The 20,642-nt window shown below is 72.4% G+C and carries 15 protein-coding genes; 11 read left to right on the top strand and 4 right to left on the bottom strand.

Features of this window, described 5'->3' with window-relative positions:
• Nucleotides 1-40: 40 nt before the first annotated feature.
• Nucleotides 41-838 (bottom strand): MerR family transcriptional regulator, encoded by a 798-nt coding sequence (locus AC3ERT_RS12405; RefSeq protein WP_435173998.1) that lies wholly within the window; start codon nucleotides 836-838, stop codon nucleotides 41-43.
• Between the two features lie 252 nt (nucleotides 839-1,090).
• On the opposite strand from AC3ERT_RS12405, the gene AC3ERT_RS12400 reads away from it, so the two are divergent.
• From AC3ERT_RS12400 to AC3ERT_RS12385, 4 genes are all read left to right on the top strand, one after another.
• A complete protein-coding gene (locus tag AC3ERT_RS12400; RefSeq protein ID WP_435173996.1) occupies nucleotides 1,091-2,614 on the top strand; it encodes a flavin-containing monooxygenase in 1,524 nt (507 codons plus the stop codon).
• Nucleotides 2,611-3,576 carry an alpha/beta fold hydrolase gene (locus tag AC3ERT_RS12395; protein WP_335970994.1) on the top strand — a complete coding sequence of 322 codons (966 nt, stop codon included), beginning with the start codon at nucleotides 2,611-2,613 and terminating at the stop codon, nucleotides 3,574-3,576. Before AC3ERT_RS12400 ends, AC3ERT_RS12395 begins: the two co-directional genes overlap by 4 nt.
• On the top strand, nucleotides 3,573-4,475 hold the full coding sequence (locus AC3ERT_RS12390) for an SDR family oxidoreductase (protein WP_435173994.1): 903 nt from the start codon (nucleotides 3,573-3,575) through the stop codon (nucleotides 4,473-4,475). Before AC3ERT_RS12395 ends, AC3ERT_RS12390 begins: the two co-directional genes overlap by 4 nt.
• A gap of 106 nt (nucleotides 4,476-4,581) precedes the next feature.
• Complete coding sequence (locus AC3ERT_RS12385; protein WP_335970996.1) at nucleotides 4,582-4,806, top strand: hypothetical protein; 225 nt, start codon at nucleotides 4,582-4,584, stop codon at nucleotides 4,804-4,806.
• Between the two features lie 98 nt (nucleotides 4,807-4,904).
• Here the strand turns inward: AC3ERT_RS12385 and AC3ERT_RS12380 are convergent, their stop codons facing one another.
• Both AC3ERT_RS12380 and AC3ERT_RS12375 read right to left on the bottom strand, forming a co-directional pair.
• Nucleotides 4,905-8,522, bottom strand: a complete 3,618-nt coding sequence (locus tag AC3ERT_RS12380) for a S41 family peptidase (protein WP_435173992.1) — start codon at nucleotides 8,520-8,522, stop codon at nucleotides 4,905-4,907.
• Nucleotides 8,523-8,655: 133 nt separating this feature from the next.
• Complete coding sequence (locus AC3ERT_RS12375; RefSeq protein ID WP_435173990.1) at nucleotides 8,656-10,344, bottom strand: FAD-binding dehydrogenase; 1,689 nt, start codon at nucleotides 10,342-10,344, stop codon at nucleotides 8,656-8,658.
• A gap of 623 nt (nucleotides 10,345-10,967) precedes the next feature.
• On the opposite strand from AC3ERT_RS12375, the gene AC3ERT_RS12370 reads away from it, so the two are divergent.
• From AC3ERT_RS12370 to AC3ERT_RS12360, 3 genes are all read left to right on the top strand, one after another.
• Nucleotides 10,968-12,773, top strand: a complete 1,806-nt coding sequence (locus AC3ERT_RS12370; RefSeq protein WP_435173988.1) for a glycoside hydrolase family 6 protein — start codon at nucleotides 10,968-10,970, stop codon at nucleotides 12,771-12,773.
• A 186-nt stretch (nucleotides 12,774-12,959) separates the two neighbouring features.
• Nucleotides 12,960-14,252, top strand: coding sequence for a serine hydrolase domain-containing protein (locus AC3ERT_RS12365; RefSeq protein ID WP_435173986.1), 1,293 nt, complete (start codon nucleotides 12,960-12,962; stop codon nucleotides 14,250-14,252).
• 4 nt (nucleotides 14,253-14,256) lie between these two features.
• Nucleotides 14,257-15,045, top strand: coding sequence for an SDR family NAD(P)-dependent oxidoreductase (locus AC3ERT_RS12360; protein ID WP_435131207.1), 789 nt, complete (start codon nucleotides 14,257-14,259; stop codon nucleotides 15,043-15,045).
• A gap of 114 nt (nucleotides 15,046-15,159) precedes the next feature.
• Here AC3ERT_RS12360 and AC3ERT_RS12355 read toward each other — a convergent pair whose 3' ends face one another.
• Nucleotides 15,160-16,869: a dolichyl-phosphate-mannose--protein mannosyltransferase gene (locus AC3ERT_RS12355; protein ID WP_435131340.1), complete on the bottom strand. Its 1,710-nt coding sequence runs from the start codon at nucleotides 16,867-16,869 to the stop codon at nucleotides 15,160-15,162.
• 323 nt (nucleotides 16,870-17,192) lie between these two features.
• Between AC3ERT_RS12355 and rsmI the strand changes: the two genes are divergently transcribed.
• From rsmI to rsmA, 4 genes are all read left to right on the top strand, one after another.
• Nucleotides 17,193-18,029, top strand: a complete 837-nt coding sequence (gene rsmI, locus AC3ERT_RS12350) for a 16S rRNA (cytidine(1402)-2'-O)-methyltransferase (RefSeq protein WP_435131338.1) — start codon at nucleotides 17,193-17,195, stop codon at nucleotides 18,027-18,029.
• Between the two features lie 310 nt (nucleotides 18,030-18,339).
• On the top strand, nucleotides 18,340-18,861 hold the full coding sequence (locus tag AC3ERT_RS12345; RefSeq protein WP_435173984.1) for a hypothetical protein: 522 nt from the start codon (nucleotides 18,340-18,342) through the stop codon (nucleotides 18,859-18,861).
• 10 nt (nucleotides 18,862-18,871) lie between these two features.
• Nucleotides 18,872-19,747: a TatD family hydrolase gene (locus AC3ERT_RS12340; protein ID WP_435131204.1), complete on the top strand. Its 876-nt coding sequence runs from the start codon at nucleotides 18,872-18,874 to the stop codon at nucleotides 19,745-19,747.
• Between the two features lie 23 nt (nucleotides 19,748-19,770).
• Nucleotides 19,771-20,640 (top strand): 16S rRNA (adenine(1518)-N(6)/adenine(1519)-N(6))-dimethyltransferase RsmA, encoded by an 870-nt coding sequence (gene rsmA / locus AC3ERT_RS12335; protein ID WP_335971008.1) that lies wholly within the window; start codon nucleotides 19,771-19,773, stop codon nucleotides 20,638-20,640.
• The last annotated feature ends 2 nt before the right edge of the window (nucleotides 20,641-20,642 follow it).

Raw genomic sequence — 20,642 nt, 5'->3', positions numbered from 1 at the left:
ACTCTCTCAGGTCGTACGGTACGACGCTCGCGGGGCCGGGTCAGGCCTCCTGGCCGGCGGGGTCGGGGGCGGGATGCTCGCCGACCGCCGGATCGGGGTGGCTGCGCATCCAGGTGTCGATCTCCGCGCGCACCCTGCGGTCCATGGCGAGCGACATCTCCGCGTCGACGATGTTCTTGGCCAGCGGGCGAAGGCGGTGCAAGGACTCGGTGATGCGGTGGGCGTCGTCAGGTGTCAAGGCGCCCAGGTCGCCGATGACGTGCGTTTTGATCACCTGGGTGAACAGGTCGGCCATGGCGTCGACGTGGCTGCGTACCTCGCGGCCGGCGGCCAGCACCGCCGACAGGGGCACCCCTTCGCGGACGAGTGCGGCCGAGGCGTCCAGCAGGCGGCGGCTGACATGCACGACGTACTCACCGTCGACCGCGATGTATCCGATCTCCAGGGAGTTGGTCAGGTTCTCCGGGCTGATGTCTTCGCCGAAGTAATCGGCGAGTTCCTGGGGGCTGAGCCTTACCGGTGTCTCCTCCGACCAGGGGGAGGTGAGCGCGCCTTCCAGCCCGAGGCGTTCGGCGACCCCGTCCAGGGTGCGGCCCTGCTCCCAGGCGGCGATCAGCTCGGCGATACCGCCCAGGGTGTGGCCGCGTTCCAGGAGGGCGGAGATGGTGCGCAGCCTCGCGAGGTGGTCCTCGGAGTACCAGGCGATCCGCCCTTCGCGGCGCGGGGGTGGAAGAAGGCGCCGCTCGCGGTAGAACCGCAGCGTCCTGACGGGGATGCCGGCTGCTTCGGCCAGTTCCTCGACGCGGTACTCGCGCGGCCCGGTCTCGTTGTCGTCCACGTGGTCAGCCTAGGGTGCGCGGAAAACGCCCTGAGCAGCCCTCTCGCCTTCTGTTGCCCGGCAGCGGTGTTCCTGGACGGGATCACGCCCTGCGGGCGTCCAGTCGGCGTTCAAGGCGCGCTTCGGGGGTTTTCCGCGGCGATCCGGGCGGGCGAAATCCGGACCTACCCCTACCGGAGGTAACGGTAGGTGCCCTACAGTCCAACTGTGCCAGTGATTGCTGGCGCGATTGGCGACGTGGGAGGCGGTGCCATGGACGACGACATCGAGCACGTGCGGGTGGCGGTGATCGGGTCCGGCTTCGGCGGCCTGGGGGCCGCGGTCAGGTTGCGTCGGGAGGGGATCACCGACTTCGTGATCCTCGAGCGGGCGGAGGCGGTGGGCGGCACCTGGCGCGACAACAGCTACCCGGGCTGCGCCTGCGACGTACCGTCGCACCTGTACTCGTTCTCCTTCGCCCCGAACCCCGATTGGCCACGGGCCTTCTCCGGTCAGGAGCACATCCGCGCCTACCTCGAACGGGTCACCGACACCTTCGGGTTGCGGCAGCACCTGCGCTTCGGCGCGGAGGTGCAGCTGGCGCGCTGGAACGCCGAGGCGCGGCACTGGCACCTGAAGACGGCCCGCGGCGAGTTGACCGCCGATGTCGTGGTCTCCGCGACCGGCCCGCTGTCCGACCCGAAGATCCCCGATGTGCCCGGCATCGAGAGCTTCCCCGGGAACGTGTTCCACTCCTCGCGCTGGGACCACGACTTCGACCTCAAGGGCAAGCGCGTCGCCATGGTCGGCACCGGTGCTTCGGCGATCCAGATCGTGCCGTCGATCCAGCCGGAAGTAGGGAAGCTGACTGTCATCCAGCGCACCCCGCCGTGGGTGATGCCGCGGGTGGACCGTCCGATCGGTGCGGCGGAGCGGTGGCTGCACGGCACGGTGCCCGGCACCGCCAAGATGCGCCGGGCGGTGCTGTGGCTGATCCGGGAGTTCCAGGTCGGCGCGTTCGTGAAGCAGCCGAAGCTGATGAAGGCTGCCGAGCGGATCGCGCGCGGACACCTGAGGCGGTCCGTCAAGGACCCTGGGCTGCGCGCTCGCCTCACCCCGGACTACACCATCGGATGCAAGCGCATCCTGCTGTCCAACGCCTACTATCCGGCGCTCGCGCAGCCCAACACCGAGGTGGTCACCTCGGCGCTCGCCGAGGTGCGGGGGTCGTCGGTGGTCACGGCCGACGGCACCGAGCGCGAGGTCGACGCGATCATCTTCGGGACCGGGTTCCACGTCACCGACATGCCGATCGGCGACCGCGTCATCGGCGCGGACGGCCTCAGCCTGAAGGAGCACTGGAAGAACGGCATGGCCGCCCTGCGCGGCTGCACCGTCGACGGCTTCCCGAACTTCCTGTTCATCATCGGGCCGAACACCGGCCTGGGGAACAGTTCGATGATCCTGATGATCGAGTCGTCCCTCAACTACGTCGCGGACTACATGCGCACGCTGGAGCGTTCGGGCGCCGCCGCCCTGGATGCGAAACCGGCGGCGGTCGCCGCGTGGAACGAGGAGATGCAGCGCCGTGCGGCGCGCACCGTGTGGAACACCGGTGGCTGCAAGAGCTGGTACCTGGACGCCAACGGCCGCAACACGACGGCCTGGCCGGGCACCACGGCGGAGTTCCGGCGCGCCACCAAGCAGTTGAAACTCTCCGAGTACGACCTACTGGCACCCGCGGGCCGGCCGATCGCCGGGCCCGCGTCCGGGCGAGCTGTGGAGGTGGCGTCATGACGACGCTGTACGAGGCGGTCCAGCCGCGCAGGACCCTGACCGCGGTATCCGCGGACGGGACCCGCCTGAACGTCGAGGAGTACGGCCGCAGCGACGCGCCCCCGGTGGTGCTGGCGCACGGGTGGACGTGCTCGACACTGCTGTGGGCGCCGGTCGTGCGCGCCCTGGCGTCGGACTTCCGGCTGATCGCCTACGACCAGCGAGGCCACGGCCTCAGCGGCTCGTCCGCGGTGCGCGAGGGCTACGACACGAGCATGCTGGCCGACGACCTGGAAGCCGTACTGGAGACGACTTTGTCGAAGGGCGAGCGCGCGCTGCTCGTCGGCCACTCCATGGGCGGCATGACGATCATGGCGGCCTCCGACCGCCCCGCCGTGCGCGAGCACGCCGCCGCGGTGCTGCTGGTGAGCACCGGCGGCAGCCGGCTGGTCCGCACGACGCAGGTGTTGCCGCCGCGACTGAGCGCCCGCTGGCTGCGTGACGTACTGCACCGCCAGATCCTCGTCTCCAGGCTGCCTCTGGGCCCGGTGACGCCGGCTGCCAAGGCGGCGCTGAAATACGGGGTGATGGGCCCGGGGTCGTCACCCGAACAGGTGACGTCCTGTGCGCGCATGGTGCACGCCTGCCGGCCGCGGCAGCGTTCCGAGTGGGGCAAGGTGCTGGCCGCGCTGGACCTGGACACCCAGGTGCCCAAGTTGACCGCGCCCACCGCCGTCATCGTCGGAACTGTCGACAAACTGACTCCCAAGGTGCACACGTACCGCATCGCCGCCGCGCTGCCGCACTGCGTCGGGGTGACCGAGCTGCCCGGCCGCGGCCACATGACGCCGCTGGAGGACGCGGGCAGCGTGGAAGCGGCGATACGTGGCATGGCGTCCGATCACCTGACGGGCGCCGCGGCGCCCGAAGGTGTGGAGGCCGGCCGGGTGGCGGCCGACGGCGTGGAGGAGAAGAGCGCATGAGCGCAACGTCGTTGAACGGCCGGGTGGTGGTGGTCACCGGCGCGGCGCGCGGCGTCGGTGAACTGCTCGCCCGCAAACTCGCCGCGCGCGGCGCCCGGCTGGCGCTGGTCGGCCTGGAGCCCGACGAACTGAAGAACGTCGCCGCGTCACTGGGAGGAGAGGCCGCCAGTTGGACCGCCGATGTCACCGACCGGGCGGCGATGGCCGAAGTGGCCGCGGAGGTCCGCGCACACTTCGGGCGGATCGACATCGCCGTCGCCAACGCGGGCGTCGCCACCGGAGGGCCGTTCCTCGAGTCCGACCCCGATGCCTTCGATCGGGTGATCCAGGTCAACCTGCTGGGCAGCATCTCGACCGCGCGGGCGTTCCTGCCGGCGCTCGTCGACTCGCACGGCTATTTTCTGCAGATCGCATCACTCGCGGCGATCACCCCCGCACCCTTGATGGCCGCCTACTGCGCGAGCAAGTCGGGGGTCGAGGCGTTCGCGCACAGCCTGCGCGCCGAGATGGGCCCCAAGGGTGTCAAGGTCGGAGTGGGGTACCTGAGTTGGACCGACACCGACATGGTGCGCGGCGCCGACGAGGACGACGCCCTGCGCACCATGCGTGCGCGGCTTCCCTGGCCGACGAACCGAACGTATCCCCTGGAACCGGCGGTTGACCGGCTGGTCGCCGGGATCGTACGGCGCTCGCCTCACGTGTACGCGCAGTGGTGGCTGCGCGGCATGCAACCGGTGCGCGGCTATCTTCCGTCGGTGATCGGCGGCGCGCTGGGGCAGCGGGAGATGCGCCGGGCCGGCGCGGCGCTGGACCGCGCGCCGGGGGCACGGCGCGGACTGGTCGGCAAGGGAGGCGCCGCGGACGAGTCGGCGAGGACGTCCGCCCACACCGCTCCGTAGCTGTAACCGCGCGCTGACCTGAGGTTATTTGTCCAGGATGCGAGGGGTGTCCGGTCATGTAACTCTTGTCGAGGCCCCATTCCCCAACTCCACAGGAGGAGTCACCATGGGTGCTTTCGATCAGTTCAAGGACAAGGCTGAGGACTACGCCGAGCAGGCCAAGGGCGCGCGTGGCGACCGGCGGGACAAGTCCGCCGATGCTCAGAACCCCGAGCAGGCCCAGCGCGGCATGCGCCAGGAGGCGCAGGAGCGCCGTTCCGACCTCGAGGACCAGGTGTCGCGTCGCATGGGCCGCGAGTCCGAGGACGGCAGCCAGGACGACCAGGCCTGACGTTCTTGAGCTGACACCGGCGTCGCGCAGCGCGCGGACGCCGTGACACGGAAGGGGCGCCCCCTGCGGGCGCCCCTTCTGCGTTGCTGGTCCGCACCCTAGGAGCGCGGGGGCAGCGGCGGGCGGGCGCGGTTGGGGCGGGACGACAGGTCGGGCGGTACCGCCGCCGGGTGTTCGCCGAGCAGCGACAGTGCCTCGCGGACAGCGACGGCGAGTTGGCCGTGCCTGCCTTCCGCCCAGTCCAGCGGGGTGCGCAGGCACTCGATGTCGGGTGCGACGCCATGGTTCTCGATGGACCAGCCGTAGGCGTCGAACCAGGCGGCGTTCATCGGGACGGTGATGACGGTGTTGTCACCCAGGCGGTGGCGGCCGGTCATTCCGACGACGCCACCCCAGGTGCGCAGGCCGACGACCGGGCCGAGCCGCAGCAGTTTGAACGCGGCGGTGATCATGTCGCCGTCGGACGACGTGGCCTCGTCGGCGACCGCGACGACCGGGCCGCGCGGGGCGTTGCCCGCGTAGGACACCGGTTGGGCGTTGCGGGTGACGTCCCAGCCGAGCACCGTGCGGGTGAGCTTCTCGATGACCAGTTCGCTGATGTTGCCGCCTGCGTTGCCGCGTACGTCCACCAGCAGGGCGTCGTAGGCGACTTCCTTGCGCAGGTCGCGGTTGAACTGTGCCCAGCCCGAGCCGCCCATGTCGGGGATGTGCAGGTAGCCGCAGCGGCCGCCGCTGAGGTGCCGGACGACGCTGCGCCGTTTGGCCACCCAGTGCTGGTAGCGCAGCGGACGGTCGTCCACGAGGGGTACCACGGCGATGCGGCGGGGCGCGCCGCGGCCGCCGGGCGGGGAGAAGGTGAGTTCCACGCTGGTGCCGCCCGCGCCCGACAGCAGGGGGTACGGGCCCGCTTGGGGGTCGACGCGGCGGCCGTCGACGTGGGTGAGGACGGCACCCTCGCGGATGCCCGTGCCGGCCAGCGGCGAGCGCGCCTTGGAGTCCGACGACTCGCCGGGCAGGATGCGGGCGACCGCCCAGTCGCCTTCCTTGGTGCGCTGGAAGTCGGCGCCGAGCAGCCCGATGGGCCGCTGGTAGTGCGGGGGGCCTTCGTTGCGGCGGGCGGGCTGCACGTAGGCGTGCGAGGTGCCCAGCTCACCGAGCACCTCGCGCAGCAGGTCGGCGAACTCGTCGGGTGTGGCGACGCGTTCGACCAGCGGCCGGTACTGGTCGAGGACCGCGGGCCAGTCGACGCCGCACATGTCCGGTGCCCAGAAGAAGTCGCGGATGAGGCGGCCGGCCTCCGCGTACGACTGGCGCCACTCGGCGGTCGGCTCCACCTCGTGCAGGATGCGGCGCATGTCGACGTAGACGGTGGAGTCGTCGTCGCCCCGTTCGTTGGCGGGCAGCACGGCGAGTTCGCCCTCGTCGAAGACGGCCAGGCGCTGGCCGTCGCCGCTGACGGCGTACCAGTCCATGTGGCGGACCAGCTCGACGCGCTTGGACTTCCCGAGGTTGAAGTACTCCAGGCTCGGGCGGGCCGACGGGTCGGTCGGATTGACGAACGTCTCGCCGAGCGCACCCGAGATCGGCCACCGAAGCCACACCAGACCGCCCTGGACGGGCTCCAGAGCGCTGTACTTCGACGCGGGGACCGGGAAGGGCGTCACCCGGCTGGGAAGCCCCTCAGCCTCCACCACGACCGGTCCGTCGCTGCCGCCCTCGCCCGGGTCCAGGCCGCTGCCGACGGGGCTGCCGTCGACCCGCAGCGCGAACGGCGAGGGCGTCGCGGAGTTCAGCGGCACCAGGTAGGGGCGGCAGCCCAGGGGGAAGGACAGGTCGCCGGTGTGCACGTCGTACACCGGGTCGAAGCCGCGCCACGACAGGAAGGCCAGGTAGCGGCCGTCCCGGGTGAAGACCGGCTGCTCGTCCTCGAAGCGGCCGTTGGTCACGTCGATGATGGTGTGGTCGGTGAGCCGGGCGATCTTGATGGACCGCAGCGAGCGCCCGACGCCTGGATGCGACCAGGTCAGCCACGCGGAGTCGGGGGAGAAGGCGAGGTCGCGGACCGGGCCGTTGGTGGAGCGGACGAGTTCGTCGACGGTGCCTGTCGCGACGGGCGGGCGGGGCGGACCGTACTCGTCGTCGGGGTCGCCCTCGCCGGTCGCCACCAGCAGCAGCCGCCCGTCGTGGGCGGCGACGGCGAGGACGGCGCCGTCGGGCGAGGAGACCAGTTCCGTGACGCGCCCCAGGCGGCCGACCGCCAAGCGCGCGTGCGGGGTGTCGGGCGCGTCGCCGAAGGGGCTCGGGCCTGTGGCGCCGTCGGTGCCGTCGCCCCGGTCGCTGTCGCCGCCGGCAGGGGCGTAGGACTGGGGGCCCGTATCACCCGGGCGGGTGACTTCGCCCGGCGTCACCTTCGCGCCCGCCGACCCACCCGCACGGGTGAGGTCGCTGATCCAGCGGACCGCTCCGGTGACGGCCGGCCCGCCGACCGGGACGACATCGGCGGCGATGTCGCCACTGACGCCGTTGCGCGGGGCGAAGACGAGGTCGGCCGCATAGTCGCCGGGGATGTCGCCGACGCTCTCGGGGCCGCGGGTGAGGGCGCGGGAGGCGTGCCCCGGCAGGTGGGCGAGTTCGATGCCGTCCTCGCCCTCGATGTCGGTGACGTAGGCGACCAGGCCGGTGTCGCCGAGCATCTCCGGCAGCCGCACCCGGGCGCCGGGGACGTCGCTGATGGTGCGGGCGGGGCCGTCGCGGTGGGTGAGCCAGTACAGGCTGCCGCGCACGCAGACGGCGCTGGCGCGCCCGGTGCGGTCCATGGCGAGGCCGTCGAGGTTGGAGGCGGCCGGCACCTGGTAGGGGCGGCGGCCGCTGCGCGGCCCGCCCAGGCGCACATCCAGGCGGCGGGGGGCGGCGTCGGCGGACAGGTCGTCGACCAGCCACAGGGCGCCCGCGCACTGGTAGACGACGCGGCTGCCGTCCGTGGCGGCGGACCGGGCGTAGAAGTCCGCGTGGTCGGTGTGGCGGCGCAGGTCGCTGCCGTCGGGGCGGCAGGAGTACAGGTTGCCGATGCCCTCGTGGTCGGAGAGGAACGCGATGCGTCCGGCGACGAACATCGGGGACGACAGGTGACCGTCGAGTTCGGCCACCAGGCGCTCGCCGTGCAGCCACAGGCGGCCGGTGGCACCGCCGCGGTAGCGCTTCCAGGCGTGCGGTTCGTGCGGCGGGGTGCCGGTGAGCAGCAGGGTGCGCCGCTCCCCGTCCTCGCAGTCGTGCACGGCGATGTCGGAGACCGGCCCCCAGGGCAGCGGGGCGCCGGGCTCGTGCTCTGTCGGCACGCTGTGCGCCCAGGTGTGATAGGCGAACGGCTGGCCGTGTGAGGAGACCGCGAGGATGTGGCCGTCAGGCGTCCAGGAGCACACCCGGGTGTCGGAACTGCCCCAGTAGGTGAGGCGGCGCGGGGAGCCCCCGTCCACGGGGACGACGTACACCTCGGGGTCCAGGCTGCGCCAGGTGGTGAAAGCGATGGAGGCGCCGTCGGGTGAGATGCGGGGCACGCCGACCCGGGTGCGGTCGGCGGTCACCCGCCACGCGCGCCCGGGAGCGCTGCCCGGCGGCCCGAGCGGGGCCACCCAGATGTCGTCCTCCGCGGCGAAACTGAGCAGGTCGCCGTGCAGGTGGGGGAACCGGAGGTACGCGCCGTCGCTCACCCCTCCCATGGTTCGGGGCGCCCGCGGGGCGGGCAACTTTTCACGCCGCCGCGCGCCCCCGCCCTGCACCAGTACGCCCCACACGGATACCGCGCGCCCGGGCGCGGATCGCCTCGCGCCCGGCGCACGGACGCACTTGCGCTCACGCCGTGGCGCGAGCCGCCGCGCGCCCCGCCGTACGCCCCGAGAACAGGCAGCCGCCGAGGAACGTGCCCTCCAGGGACCGGTAGCCGTGCATCCCGCCGCCGCCGAACCCGGCCGCCTCGCCGGCCGCGTACAGGCCCGCCAGAGGCTCGCCCCGGCCCGCCGCGCCCTCTTCGCCGCCGGGGGCGGCTCCGGCCAGCACACGGCCGTCCAGATCGGTTTCCAGGCCGCCCAGCGACTTGCGGGTGAGGATGTTGAGCCGGACCGCGATGAGCGGGCCGGCCTTCGGGTCGAGCAGGCGGTGCGGGGCGGCGGTGCGCACCAGCTTGTCGCCGATGTAGTTGCGGGCACCGCGGATCGCGGTGACCTGGAGGTCCTTGGTGTAGGTGTTGGCGATCTCCCGGTCGCGGGCCTCGATCTCGCCGCGCAGCGCGGCCTCGTCGATGAGGCCGTCGCCCGTGATCGCGTTCATGCCGCGCACCAAGGCGCCCAGGTCGCGTTCGACGACGAAGTCGACACCGTGCTGCTTGAACGCCTCGACCGGCCCCGGGGCGCCCGGCAGCGCCCGCTTGAACACCTCGCGCACGCTCTTTCCGGTCAGGTCCGGGTTCTGCTCGGAGCCCGACAGCGCGAACTCCTTCTCGATGATCTTCTGGGTGAGGACGAACCACGTGTACTCGTGCCCGGTGCTCATGATGTGTTCCAAGGTGCCCAGGGTGTCGAAGCCGGGAAAATACGGCACCGGCAGCCGCTTGCCGGTCGCATCCAGCCACAGGGAGGACGGGCCGGGCAGGATGCGGATGCCGTGCCGGGCCCAGATCGGGTTCCAGTTCTCGATGCCCTCGGTGTAGTGCCACATGCGGTCGCCGTTGATGAGGCGGCCGCCCGCGGCCTCGGTGATGCCGAGCATCAGGCCGTCGACGTGCGCGGGGACGCCGGACAGCAGCTTGGCGGGTGCGGTGCCCAGACGCTTCGGCCAGGCGGCGCGCACCAGGTCGTGGTTGCCACCGATGCCTCCGGATGTGACCACCACGGCCTGGGCGCGCAGTTCGAAGTCGTCCACGACCTCGCGGGAACTGGCCACGCCGCGGGCCACGCCGCTCGGCGCCAGCACCTCGCCCGCCACGCCGTCCACGGCGCCGTCGGTTTTCGTCAGGGACGTCACCCGGTGCCGGACGCGCAACTCGACACGGCCGCGGGCGATCGCGTCGCGCACCCGCTGCTCGAAGGGCGCGACGACACCCGGGCCGGTGCCCCAGGTGATGTGGAAGCGCGGCACAGAGTTGCCGGGGCCGGTCGCCAGGAAGCCGCCGCGTTCGGCCCAGCCGACCACCGGGAAGACCCGCAGGCCGCGGTCGTGCAGCCAGGCGCGCTTCTCGCCGGCGGCGAAGTGCACGTAGGCCTCCGCCCAGCGGCGCGGCCAGTGGTCCTCGGGGCGGTCGAAGCCCGCGGTGCCGAGCCAGTCCTGCCAGGCGAGGTCCGCGCTGTCCTTGATGCGCATCCGGCGCTGCTCGGGGGAGTCGACGAAGAACAGCCCGCCGAACGACCAGAAGGCCTGCCCGCCCAGGGACGCTTCCGGCTCCTGGTCGAGGAGGATCACCTTGCGGCCCGCCTCGGCCAGTTCCACCGTGGCCACGAGTCCGGCCAGCCCCGCGCCCACCACCACGACGTCCGCGTCCAGCGCCATCGGCCCGCTCCCTCGGTCATCCTTACTCGCCGGTAGAACCTCAGGGGAGCACGTTACGCGACCGTGTCGGCGCGGCAAGGGGTTGCGTACGAACCGGTTCCCCGGCCTCCCCGGCGAGCAGCACCAAGGCGGCGGACGGCCGCCCCGACAGCAGGTGAATGTGCGTTCACCCTCCCGCCCCCTTCGCGCTGCCGCGCCCCGCACCCCATGCGACCTCACCCGTTCAGGTGACTGCGCCTCGCCGCCCGGTGCCCGCTGCCCGCTGCCCAGCGTCTGCGACCTCACCTGTACGGCCCCAGCGGTCACCCGTACGAGCAGTCGAAGCACCATGGCACGTCAATAAGCGGTTCTGTACATCACTTGACGGCATGTCAACGGCAGGTGGTCGGAGTGCGCGACATCGCCCGTGCGCGCCCGCCGCAGCAACGCGACCCTGAGCTGGGGGTCTTGCGGAGCCTGTGCCCGGGTTGTGTTTCAAGCATTGACAGGGATAGGGAGGCTCCTCACTATGGGAGCGCTCCCACGTTAAGAGCGTGTAACTGCACCACGCACCAACGGCACCACCTCCCATGACCTTTCGACGGAGTGTCGAGGGTCCATCCCCCCAATGGAGGGTCGTTCGCATGGCAGTTCCGATCATTCGAAGGAGAACGGCCGCACTGGCCGCAGGGGCGCTCGTCGTCGCCTCCGGCGCTGTGGCGGCGGCGTTGAGCAGCACCACCGCCCAAGCGGCGTCCAGCGCCTGCTCGGTCGACTACACCGTGTCGTCCCAGTGGGACAGCGGCTTCACCGCGTCCGTGACGGTCACCAACAACGGCGCGGCGGCCACGAGCTGGAAGGTCGGCTGGTCGTTCGCCGGCAACCAGAAGGTGACGCAGGGCTGGAGCGCGGACATCAGCCAGAGCGGCGCGGCCGTCACCGCGTCGAACCTGTCGTACAACGGCGCGCTGGCCGCCAACGGCACGGTCAGCTTCGGCTTCAACGGGTCGTACAGCGGCACCAACGCGGTGCCCACCGCGTTCACGCTGAACGGCGTCGCGTGCGGCACCGGCAGCGGCGGCACCACCGGCAGCACCACTGGAGGCAGTACCACTGGCGGTAGTACCACCAGCGGTACCACCACCGGCGGCAGCACCACTGGCGGCAGCACGACCCCCCCGCCGACGGGCGGCGACGGCCAGCGGGTGGACAACCCGTACGTGGGTGCGAAGGGGTACGTCAACCCGGAGTGGTCGGCGGAGGCGTCCGCCGACGGCGGCTCGGCGATCGCCGGCCAGTCGACCGCGGTCTGGCTGGACCGGATCGCCGCGATCGGCGGTGCCGACGGCGCCATGGGCCTCAAGGACCACCTCGACGAGGCGGTCGCGCAGGCGGGCGGCCAGCCGCTGACGGTCGAGTTCGTCATCTACGACCTGCCCGGCCGCGACTGCTCCGCGCTCGCCTCCAACGGCGAGCTGGGCCCGGACGACCTGTCGACGTACGAGACGCAGTACATCGACCCGATCACGTCGATCATGTCGGACCCGGCGTACGCGAACCTCCGGATCGTCAACATCATCGAGCCGGACTCGCTGCCGAACATCGTCACCAACGCCAGCGGTGAGGCGGGCTCGACGGCCGCCTGCGCCACCATGAAGGCCAACGGCAACTACGAGAAGGGCGTCGGCTACGCGCTCGCCAAGCTCGGCGCGCTGCCGAACACCTACAACTACATCGACGCCGGCCACCACGCGTGGCTCGGCTGGGACAGCAACTTCGTCCCCGCCGCGCAGGAGTTCCTGAAGGCCGCCACCACCAGTGGCGCGACCGTCCACGACGTGCAGGGCTTCATCACCAACACGGCGAACTACAGCGCCACCGTGGAGCCCAACTTCAAGGTGACCGACAGCGTCAACGGCACGACCGTGCGGCAGTCCAAGTGGGTCGACTGGAACAACTACGTCGACGAGCAGTCGTACGCCACCGCCCTGCGCACCGAACTGGTCAGCGTCGGCTTCGACAGCAATATAGGGATGCTGATCGACACCGGCCGCAATGGCTGGGGCGGATCGGCGCGGCCCACCGGTCCGGGTGCCACCACCAGCGTCGACACCTATGTGGACGGCGGCCGGATCGACCGGCGCATCCACGCCGGCAACTGGTGCAACCAGTCCGGCGCCGGCATCGGCGAGCGCCCGACCGCGGCCCCGGCCGCAGGGCTGGACGCCTACGTGTGGATCAAGCCCCCGGGTGAGTCGGACGGTTCGAGCAAGGCCATCGCCAACGACGAGGGCAAGGGCTTCGACCAGATGTGCGACCCGACCTACGGCGGCAACGCGCGCAACGGCAACAACCCGACCGGCGCCCTGCCGGACTCGCCGCTCGCGGGCCACTGGTTCTCGGCACAGTTCCACCAGCTCCTGCAGAACGCGTACCCGCCGCTGTCGTAGCCTCCTGACCGTCCTCGGCAGGTAAGGCGGCGAATCCCCCCACCAGGCCCGCGGTGGGGCCGCTCCCGGGTCACCACGACCGGGACGGCCCCGCCGCGGGCCCGTCGCGTGCCGCCCGCCGCCGGTTCGTACGATCGGGGGGTACGGGGCAGGTGGGCGGGGGTGTGTTCCGGGAGGGCACGGAGGATGAGCGGCGAGGGCGCGCAGGACGCGTACGGCGGGCACGAAGGCGCGGACGGCGCCACGACGGTGCATGGGGCGGTCGCGGACGGCTGGGAGCCGGTGCGGGAGACCTTCGCGGAGAACTTCGGGCGGCGCGGGGACGTCGGGGCCGCCGTGGCGCTCTACCACGACGGCCGGCCGGTGGTGGACCTGTGGGCCGGGCGTACGGGCTTCGACGGCGGCGGGCCGTGGCGGCGCGATACCGCGCAGGTCGTCAGGTCGGCGGGCAAGGGGGTCGGGGCGGTGTGCCTGCTGCTGCTCCACCAGCGCGGGCAGTTGGACCTCGACGCGCCCGTGTACACGTACTGGCCCGAGTTCAAGGCGGCGGGCAAAGACCGGGTGACGGTGCGGGACGTGCTGGCGCACCGGGCCGGGGTCCCCGCGCTGGACACGCCGCTCACGCCGCAGGAGGCGGTCGACGGGGTGTCGGGGCCGCGGGCGGTCGCCGCCCAGGCGCCGCTGTTCCCGGTGGGGCGCGAGCACGGCTACCACGCGCAGACGTTCAGTTGGCTGGTCGGGGAACTGGTGCTGCGGGTCAGCGGCCGGAGCATCGGCCGGTACGTCGCCGAGGAACTGGCCGGGCCGCTCGGCCTCGACCTGTGGATGGGACTGCCCGACGACCAGGCGCACCGCGTCGGCCGGATCGGCCCCGTCAGCACTCCCGAGCCGCCCGCGTCCGGCGGGCTGCGCGCCCGCCCGAAGCGCAGCGTCAAGGACGCCTACGGCGACCCCGAGTCGCTCACCAGCCGGGCGTTCGCCGCGATCACGCCGCCGCCGGACGAGAACGACCCCGGCTACCAGGCCGGCGAGCTGGCGGCGTCGGGCACCATCACCACGGCGCGGTCGCTGGCGCGCTGCTACGCGGCGCTGCTCGGCGACGTGACGGCCGAAGCGACAACCGAAGCGACAACCGAAGCGGCGGACGGCGGGGCCGGCGGCGGCTTGGCCACGGGCGTGGGGCGGCGGCTGTTCGACCCTGACACCCTGGCGGCGGCGCGCACCATGGAGGCGGACGGGCCGGACCGGGTGCTGGTCGTCAACACCCGTTTCGGGCTGGGCTTCATGCTGCACGGGCCGGCCTCGCCGCTGCTGGTCGCGGGGTCGTTCGGGCACCCGGGGCGCGGCGGGTCGCTCGGTTTCGCGGACCCGGAGAGCGGGATCGGCTTCGCGTACGTCACCAACGGGCTGCAGCGCAACGTCACCGCGGACCCCCGGGCCCAGGCTCTGGCCAGGGCGGTTCGCCAGTGCCTACGCTGAACGGGTGACTGGACGCTTTGACGGGTACGGCGTGGTGGTGACCGGGGCGGCTCGCGGCATCGGTGAGGCGACGGCGCGCAGATTCGCCGACGAGGGAGCGGGGGTGCTCATCGCCGACCTGGACGGCGTGGCGGCGTCGCGTACGGCCGCCGCGATCCGGGCGGACGGCGGCCGGGCGGAGGCGGTGCGCTGCGACGTCGCGGAACGCGCCTCGGTGGACGCGGCGATCACCCGCGCGGTCGACGTGTTCGGCACCCTGGATGTCCTGGTGAACAACGCCTACTCGTGCGGTGAGCACCATGACGACTTCACCCTTGAGACTGACGAGTCGTGGCAGCACGACCTCAATGTCACCCTCAGCGGTGCGATGAGATGCTCGCGCGCCGCTCTTCCGCACCTCATGAACGCGCCCCGGCGGCGCGGCGCGATCGTCAACATCGGTTCGGTCAACGGCTTGTCGTACTTCGGCAACCACTCCTACAGCGCGGCCAAGGCCGGCCTGGTGTCACTGACCCGCACCCTCGCGGTGCATGCGGCGCCGGACGGGGTGCGGGTCAACCTCGTGGCGCCCGGCACGATCCGCACCCCGGCGTGGGCGGGGCGCGAGGCATCGCTCGCCAAGGCCGCGGAGGTGTATCCGCTGGGACGGATCGGTGAGCCGGCCGACATCGCCGCGGCCGTCGCGTTCCTCGCGTCGCGGGACGCCTCCTGGATCACCGGGGTCACCCTCCCGGTGGACGGCGGCATCCTGCCCAGCAACCCGGGTTTCACGAACGCCCTCGCGGACGAGTAGGGCAGCACCTCAGCACCTCAGCACCTCGGCATCTGAACACCTCAGCACCTCTTCCCCTCTGGTCCTCAAGAGGACTTGAGGACCGGAGGGGGAGAGGTCATGACCTGATGCCGGTCAGATCCAGGAGTCCAGCCACATCCTGGCCTGCCAGGAGTGGTAGGGGATCGTCATGCCCGTGTAGATCGGGAAGAAGTAGATGAAGTTCCAGATGATGAGGAGTACGAGGGTGCCGGCGCCGACGGCGCCCCACATGCGTCTGGTCTCGGTGGCTTCGCGTGGGCCGAGGAAGGCGCCGATCATCATGGTGACCGCGAGGCACAGGTAGGGCACGAAGGCGACGGCGTAGAAGTAGAAGATGGTGCGGTCCTGGTAGTGGAACCAGGGGAGCAGGCCGGCGCCCGCGGCGCAGAGGATCGCGCCGGCGCGCCAGTCGCGGCGGGCGATCCAGCGGTAGAGCAGGTAGACGAGGGCGAAGCAGGCCGACCACCACAGCAGCGGGGTGCCGAGGGCGAGGATCTCGCGGGCGCAGCCTTCGGTGGCGGTGCAGCCGTCCTGCCCGATCTTCGGGGACTCGAAGTAGTACGAGACCGGCCGGCCCAGGACCAGCCAGCTCCAGGGGTTGGACTGGTAGGGGTGGTAGGTGTGCAGGCCGACGTTGAACTTGTACACGTCGTGCTCGTAGTGCCACAGGCTGCGCAGCGGGGCCGGGATGAAGGACCAGAGTCCGCCGCGGCCGTCGGCCCAGTGCCGGTCGTAGCCGTCGCTGGACAGGAACCAGCCGGTCCAGGTGAGCAGGTAGGTGACCACGGCGATCGGCAGCATCGTGAGCACCGACCAGCCGAAGTCCTTGCGCAGGACGGCCAGGTACGGGCTGCGGGAGCCGGCGACGCGCCGTGAGCCGACGTCCCACAGCAGCGTGAGGATCATGAAGAAGGCGAGGAAGTACATGCCGTTCCACTTGCTGGAAGCGGCGAGGCCGAGGAGCACGGCCGCGGCGACGCGCCAGGGGCGCCAGCCCATGCCCTGGCGGGAGCCGACGGCGTCGTCGGGCCCGGCGAAGCCGTCACCGTCCACCGGGAGGGCCGCGGCCAGGCGGGCGCGGGACCAGTCGCGGTCGACCAGCAGGCAGCCGAACGCGGCCAGCGCGAAGAACATGATGAACAGGTCGAGCAGCGCGGTGCGGCTCATCACGAACTCGAGCCCGTCGACCGCCATCAAGGTGCCCGCGATGCAGCCGAGCGCGGTGGAGCGGAACAGCCGCCGACCGATCCGGCAGAGCAGGAGCACCGCCAGGGTGCCGACCACGGCCGTCATGAAGCGCCAGCCGAAGGGGTTCAGGCCGAACACCCACTCGCCCGCGCCGATCAGCCACTTGCCGGCGGGCGGGTGCACCACATAGCTGCCGATCTTGGACAGCGGGATGACCTGCGGGTGCGCGAGGATCTGCGGGTTGGAGACCTTGCCGTCCGGCCACGTGCCCTCGTAGCCGTACTTGATCATCGACCAGCCGTCCTTGGCGTAGTACGTCTCGTCGAAGACGACTGCGCGCGGGCTGCCGAGGTGCCAGAAGCGGAGGCCGCCCGCGAGGACGGCGACCAGGAGGGGGCCGAGCCAGCCGGACCACTTCGCCGCCAGGTGGGCCAGGCGCGGGCTCAGCCCGAGCCGTTGCCAGATCCTGGTCCCGGGTTCGGGGAACGGGGGGACCAGGCGCTCGCGGGTGTCGGTCCGGGGCGTTCCGACGTGCCCGAACCCCCGCAGCCGCCGCGCCCACGCGCTCGGCTCCGCCGTTGCCCGGACGCCCTTTTGCGCACGGTCCTGCGCCACGGTCTCACTCGTCACCGGGCCATCGTAGGGAAAGCGTCTGAGATTGCGATGAGCTGTACGCACCGGGAGGCGGCTTTGTCCGGTAATCCGAGCGCGCGATCCGTGTGCGTGATCCGCGCGCCGGTCCGTCTGCCGGGTCCGCGGGGCGGGCCGGCGGGCCGGGCCGCGTACGAGGCCGCACCTAGACTCGGTCCGTGACCAGCTCCTCCGAAGATTCGTCCCAAGATCCCTCCGAAGGCCCGTCCGAAGACCGGGCCGAAGACCCGTCCGAAGGCCCGGCCCACCCCGTCGTCCGGCCCGAGGCCGCCCCCGGGCAGGGCCTCCTGGTCCTGGCCGGCACGCCGATCGGCGACGTCGCGGACGCCCCGCCCCGGCTGGCCGCCGAACTCGCCGCGGCCGACGTCGTGGCGGCCGAGGACACCCGGCGGCTGCGCCGGCTGACCCAGGCGCTCGGCGTGGAACCGGCCGGCCGCGTGGTGTCGTACTTCGAGGGGAACGAGGCGGCCCGTACCGGCGAACTGGCCGACGCGCTGGAGGGTGGCGCGCGGGTGGTGCTGGTGACGGACGCGGGCATGCCGTCGGTGTCCGACCCGGGCTACCGGCTGGTGGCCGCCGCCGTGGAGCGCGGGGTACGGGTGACGGCGGTGCCGGGGCCGTCGGCGGTGCTGACCGCGCTGGCGGTCTCGGGCCTGCCGGTGGACCGGTTCTGCTTCGAGGGCTTCCTGCCGCGCAAGCCGGGGGAGCGGCTGGCCAGGCTCAAGGAGGTCGCGGCCGACCGCCGCACGCTCGTGTACTTCGAGGCGCCGCACCGGATCGACGACACCCTGGCGGCCATGGCGGAGGTGTTCGGCGCCGAGCGGCGCGCCGCGGTGTGCCGGGAGCTGACCAAGACGTACGAGGAGGTGCGGCGCGGCCCGCTCGCGGAGCTGGCGCGCTGGGCCGCCGAACGGGTGAGGGGCGAGATCACCGTGGTGGTCGAGGGCGCCCCCGCCCCGGAACCGGGCGACGTGGCACCCGAAGAGCTCGTACGGCGGGTCGCGGCCAGGGAGGCGGCCGGGGAGCGCCGCAAGGAGGCGATCGCGGCGGTCGCCGTGGAGGCGGGCGTGCCGAAGCGGGACGTGTTCGACGCGGTGGTGGCGGCCAAGCACGCGAAGACGTGAAGGCGGGCGGAGTCCGCCTCCTTAAAGAACCTGCGGATACGAGCCCGCCTCCTTAAAGAACCCGCGGACACGGGTCCGCCTCTTAAAGAACCTGCGGGTACGAGCACGCCGGTGACGTATACGGCGCTTACCCGGCGTGCGGCCCGGCTGACACGAAGGGCCGGGCAAGACGACCCCGCCGATCTCCCACAAACACGCCAAATCTGACCCAAGTCTCGTCTCGGAGTGCTGCGGCCGGGCCCGGCCGGGCGTTCGCTGGTAGGTGGGAAGTCCCGGTCGGGCAGGGTGTCCGGCGGGCCCAGGAGTGGCCATGAGCGACACCGGCGGAAGCGGAAGCGGAATCGGAAGCGGGCCCGCAAACGGGCGTACGGCCGGGTGGGCTGCCGGGCGCACGGACCCGGCCAACGTCAGGGAGGCGTACTCCTTCGCGTGCATGCGCTGCGGGCACGGCTGGGAGCAGGCGTACGAGATCGAGCACCATGTCGACACCTCGGGCCGCCCCTACGTGACGTACCTGGCCGACGGCGCCGCGGTCCCCTCGCCGCTGACCCGGCCCAGCTGCGGGAACTGCGGCGGCCACCTGGTGCGCATCATGCGCGCCGGCCAGGTCGACGAGGCGGTGTCGCGCTGGCACGCGCACACGCACACGCACACGCACACGCCGAGCTCCGCGCACACGTCGAGCGCCCCGCACACGCCGGGCGCCGCGCACCCGCAAGCGAAGCAGGAGCAGCCGCCCGCCGCACCGCACGTACGCCACTGGTCGCTGCTCGCGCTGCTGCACCGCGGGCACGCCGCCCCGCCGCGGACCGCCCGCCGCGCGGCTCCCTAGGATCGGACGCATGCCGACGAAGAACAACGCCGAGCCCGCGCCCGCCCCCGAGCCGCTGCGCGTCCCGGTCGCCGACTCCCACACGCACCTGGACATGCAGTCGGGCACCGTGGAGGAGGCACTCGAGGCGGCCGCCGCGGTAGGGGTGCGGACCCTGATCCAGGTCGGCTGCGACCTGGAGGGCTCGCGCTGGGCGGCGCGCACCGCGGCGCAGTACGAGCAGATCTGGGCGGCGGTGGCGCTGCACCCCAACGAGGCGCCCCGGATCGTGCACGGCGACCCCGACCACTGGTCGCGCCAGGGCGACCGGGAGCCGGGCGGGACGGCGGCCCTGGAAGCGGCGCTCGACGAGATCGACACCCTGGCAGCGCTGCCGCAGGTGCGGGGCGTGGGCGAGACCGGGCTCGACTACTTCCGCACCGGGCCCGACGGCGCGCAGGCCCAGGCGCACTCCTTCCGCCGGCACATCGCGATCGCCAAACGGCACCGCAAGGCGCTGGTCATCCACGACCGGGAGGCGCACGACGACGTACTGCGCATCCTTCAGGAGGAGGGCGCCCCCGACACGGTGCTCTTCCACTGCTTCTCCGGAGACGCGGCCATGGCGCGGCTGTGCGCCGAGCGCGGCTACTACATGTCCTTCGCCGGGAACGTCAGCTACAAGTCGGCGCAGAACCTGCGGGACGCGGTGGCCGCCGCACCGCTGGACCTGCTGCTGGTGGAGACCGACGCGCCGTTCCTCACCCCGGTGCCGCACCGCGGGCGGCCCAACGCGCCCTACCTGATCCCGGTCACCCTGCGCGCGATGGCCGCGGCCAGGGGCGAGGACGAGGACACCGTGGCGGCGGCGGTGGCCCGGAACACGGCGCGGGTCTTCGGGTACTGACGGCTGCGGATAGCCTTGCGGGTGTGAGTACGACAGACCCCGAAGCGCCCGGCGCCCTGCTCGGACCGGCCGACGTGCGCGCGCTGGCCACCGCGCTGGGGGTGCGGCCGACCAAGCAGCGCGGCCAGAACTTCGTGATCGACGCGAACACCGTACGGCGGATCGTGCGCACCGCGGAGGTCGGGCCGGACGACGTGGTGGCGGAGGTCGGACCGGGGCTCGGGTCGCTCACGCTGGCACTGCTGGAGACCGCGGGCAAGGTCACCGCCGTCGAGATCGATGACGTGCTGGCGGGCGCGCTGCCCGCGACCGTCGCCGCGCGGCTGCCGGCGCGGGCCGGGGACTTCACGCTGGTGCACAGCGACGCGATGGCCCTCGCCGAGCTGCCCGGCCCACCGCCGACCGCGCTGGTGGCGAACCTCCCCTACAACGTGGCGGTGCCGGTGCTGCTGCACATGCTCGCCACCTTCCCGAGCATCCGCAGGACGCTGGTGATGGTGCAGGCCGAGGTCGCCGACCGGCTCGCGGCGACGCCCGGCAACAAGGTGTACGGGGTGCCGTCGGTGAAGGCGAACTGGTACGCGGAGGTACGGCGCGCGGGCTCGATCGGGCGCAACGTCTTCTGGCCCGCGCCGAACGTCGACTCCGGCCTGGTGTCCCTGGTGCGGCGCGACCCGCCGAAGACCACGGCGACCCGGGCGGAGGTGTTCGCCGTGGTGGACGCGGCCTTCGCGCAGCGCCGCAAGACGCTGCGGGCCGCGCTGTCCGGGTGGGCCGGGTCGGCGGCGGCCGCGGAGGCGGCCCTGGTCGCCGCGGGGGTGCCGCCGCAGGCGCGCGGCGAGGCGCTGACGGTGGAGGAGTTCGCGGCGATCGCCGAGCACCGCGCGGTGTGACG

This window comes from Actinacidiphila sp. bgisy145 (genome assembly GCF_057708125.1).
Note: the sequence above shows the minus strand (reverse complement) of the source record. Positions and strands in the feature narration are given on the sequence as shown.